2 protein-coding genes are annotated in these 3,529 nt (G+C 40.0%); both read left to right on the forward strand.

Going from position 1 to position 3,529, the window contains the following annotated elements:
* Positions 1 to 2,320: excinuclease ABC subunit UvrC (uvrC, locus tag A5295_RS05680; protein ID WP_156518088.1), on the forward strand; the 2,320-nt coding region annotated here is incomplete at its 5' end.
* A gap of 38 nt (positions 2,321 to 2,358) precedes the next feature.
* Positions 2,359 to 3,489 (forward strand): GuaB3 family IMP dehydrogenase-related protein, encoded by a 1,131-nt coding sequence (locus A5295_RS05685; RefSeq protein WP_064622111.1) that lies wholly within the window; start codon positions 2,359 to 2,361, stop codon positions 3,487 to 3,489.
* The last annotated feature ends 40 nt before the right edge of the window (positions 3,490 to 3,529 follow it).

Consider the following 3,529-nt stretch of genomic DNA (forward strand, 5'->3'; position numbering starts at 1 on the left):
TAAAAATTCTTATAAAGCATATGATTTGCAAGAAGAAAATAGGATGAGAGATAGTGAAAAATGGCGTAAAACGCAAGCAATAATAGATGAACAGTTTTCGAAAGATTCATCATTTGATGATGAAAGAGTAAATGCATTAGGAGCTCCATTGCTTGGTGATACTCGTGATTTATTCCGTCCAGCTTCTCGTGATATTCCAGCGCAACCTGGAGTATACAAGTGGCGTGATGGCGAGGGGCGAGTTATTTACGTTGGAAAAGCAAAAAATTTACGCAATCGTTTAGCGAATTATTTTCAACCTCTTTACCAACTTCATCCTAGAACTCAATCTATGGTTCTTACAGCTCGCAGTTTGGAATGGACTGTTGTAAGCACTGAATTTGAGGCTCTTACACTTGAATATACTTGGATTAAAGCTTTTAATCCTAGGTTTAATGTAGTTTTTCGTGACGATAAAACATATCCTTATGTTGCAGTTTCGCTAGAAGAAACTTTTCCAAGAGTATGGATTACTAGAAATCGTAGTGCGCGGCATGCTAGATATTTTGGTCCGTATGCAAAAGTGTGGCCTCTTCGTCATAGTTTAGATTCTTTACTTAAAACTTTTCCTATTCGCACATGCTCATCCTCTGTTTTTAACAAAGCTCATAGGACTGGTAGGCCTTGCTTATTTGCTTCGATTGGTAAATGTTCAGCTCCTTGTATAGGAAACATAGATCCTAGCGAACATCGCAAGATGGTAGAACATGTAGTTGGCATACTTACAGGCAGTGTTGGAGAGTCTTATATTTCACAAATTAAGAACGAGATGAAAGAAGCAAGTGAAGAGCTAGAATTTGAGCGTGCAGCTAAATTGCGTGACGAGATTGCTGTTTTGAACACTATTTTGCAACAAAATGCAGTTGTGTTTGACAATGATGTAGAAGCAGATGTTTTTGGATTCTGCGGAGATGAGCTTGAAGCGTCAATTCATGTATTTTTTGTCAGAGCTGGAATGATTCGTGGAGAGAAAAATTGGTCAGTAGAACGAAATGAGCATATCAGTGACAGTGATCTTATAGCTGATTTATTAACTCGCGTATACGCAGAATATGAGCAAAATTACACACAAAACCATGAAGATACTATTAGCATTAAGAAAGTTCGCGACGCTGTTAGCTCTACGCAACAAGCTACTGCAACTGATGTAATATTGCGAGCACAAGCTACTAAAACTCGTCGTGAACGTCAAGAGAGAACAGGTCGTGAGGATTTACTTGCTCCTATTTCGCCTGTTCCTCGTGAGATTATAGTTCCAATTAAAATTTCTGAAGAACGTAAGCAAGAGCTTGAATTGTGGCTTAGCAATATTCGTGGTTCTCAAGTAAGTATTAGAGTTGCAGAGCGCGGAGAAAAACGTGCTCTTATGGATCGTGCAAACGATAATGCTAGTCAGGAATTGAAACGCATAAAATCTAGCCGTATTAACAGCATAGATATGAGAACAGAAGCTATGAATGAAATAGCAAAAGCGCTTGGAATGAGTAAATCTCCTTTGCGAATTGAATGTTATGATATCTCAAATACAGTTGATGGCAGTTATCAAGTTGCTTCTATGGTTGTTTTTGAAGATGGTGTTGCTCGTCCTAGTGAGTACCGTCATTTTGCGGTTCGAGGTGAACACGGTGATGGTAAAACAGATGATTTAAGTGCTGTTTATGAAACATTATTGCGAAGGTTTAAGCATAAAGATGTTTATGCAGAAGATAAGCTTGATACATTAGATGCATCAGATACATCTGACTCATCTGACATTAATATTTGTGATTCCAACAGTATTTCTAATAAGCATTTTTCAGGTAATTCGTTGACTAGTGCGCGGCATTTTGCTTATAAGCCTCAATTAATTATTGTCGATGGAGGAAAAGAACAAGCAAAAGCTGCTAAAAGAGCTATGGAAGATGCTGGCGTAAGTGATATTACTGTTTGTGGTTTAGCTAAGAAGCTTGAAGAAGTGTGGCTTCCTGACGAAGATTATCCAATCATTTTTAAGAGAAGCTCAGAAGGATTGTATTTATTGCAGCGCGCTAGAGATGAGTCTCATCGTTTTGCTATTTCGTATCATCGTAAATTGCGAAGAAAAGGTTCATTGCATTCTACTTTTGATGCTATTCCTGGAATTGGATCAGTGTATCGTAAACGTTTGCTTGCATTTTTTGGTTCAATAAAATCTTTGAAAAATGCTTCATTAGAAGATTTGCAAAAAGTGCCTGGAATTGGTGAGAATAAAGCAAAAGCTATATACAGTGCTTTGCGTAAAAATAATGATGAATTACTATGAGTCGCAACTCGTCAGCATAGGGCACTAGCCTAAGAAGTATGTCTCAGGAAATTGAAATTGGTTTGGGCAAAAAAGCCCGAGTTGCATATTCGCTTGACGATATTGCTATTGTTCCTTCGCGTCGCTCGCGTGATCCTCAAGCTGTATCTACTGCATGGCAAGTAGATGCTTATACGTTTGATATCCCAATTATTGCTGCTCCGATGGATTCGGTTACTAGCCCGGATACTGCGATTGCAATTGGTCAAATGGGTGGTCTTGGAGTTCTTGATCTAGAAGGTTTATGGACTCGATATGAGAATCCAGAACCTTTGTTAAAAGAAATAGCTGAGTTGCCGTCAAACATTGCAACCCGCCGCATTCAGGAGATTTATACTGAGCCGATCAAACCAGAATTGATTGCAAAGCGTTTGCATACAATCAGAGATGCTGGAGTGACAGTAGCAGGAGCTCTTTCTCCACAACGCACGCAAGAATTATATAACACTGTTCTAGAAGCTGGTGTTGATTTATTCGTGATTCGCGGAACAGCAGTATCTGCGGAACATGTTTCTAAAGATCATGAACCTCTTGATTTAAAGAAGTTTATTTACGATCTCGATGTTCCTGTTATTGTTGGAGGTTGCGCAGATTATACTTCTGCTCTTCATTTGATGAGAACTGGAGCTGCAGGTATTTTAGTTGGATTTGGCGGCGGAGCAGTATCCGCAACCATGAATACTTTAGGTGTGCAAGCACCTATGGCTACTGCTATTGCGGATGTTGCTGAAGCTCGTAGGGATTATATGGATGAATCCGGCGGCCGTTACGTGCAAATTATTGCTGATGGAGGAATGGGTAATTCCGGCAGCTTTATTAAGGCTCTTGCAGTTGGAGCTGACGCAGTTATGCTTGGTACTCCATTAGCTCGCGCAACTGAGGCTCCTGGTCATGGCACTCATTGGGGTGCTGAGGCTCGTCATTCATCACTTCCTCGCGGGATGCGTTCAAATGTTGGCACTGTGGCTCCGTTAGAGAATATTCTTTTTGGCCCAAGTCATGAAGCAGATGGTACTACAAACTTTGTTGGTGCATTGCGCAGAACAATGGCTTCTACAGGTTATGTTGATGTTAAGAGCTTCCAGCGTTGTAGCGTAGTATTTAACCCATTCCATCAGGATATTCGTTAGTGTTATAAGTATGATGCTTATTGCATAAAATATGGCGGTT

Origin of the sequence: Gardnerella sp. 26-12 (assembly GCF_001660745.1) — a bacterium.
GTDB classification, from domain to species: domain Bacteria; phylum Actinomycetota; class Actinomycetes; order Actinomycetales; family Bifidobacteriaceae; genus Bifidobacterium; species Bifidobacterium swidsinskii.

Coding starts and splice junctions, on each gene's coding strand:
- A5295_RS05685 (WP_064622111.1), top strand. CDS start 2,359: ATGTCTCAGGAAATTGAAATTGGTTTGGGCAAAAAAGCCCGAGTTGCA.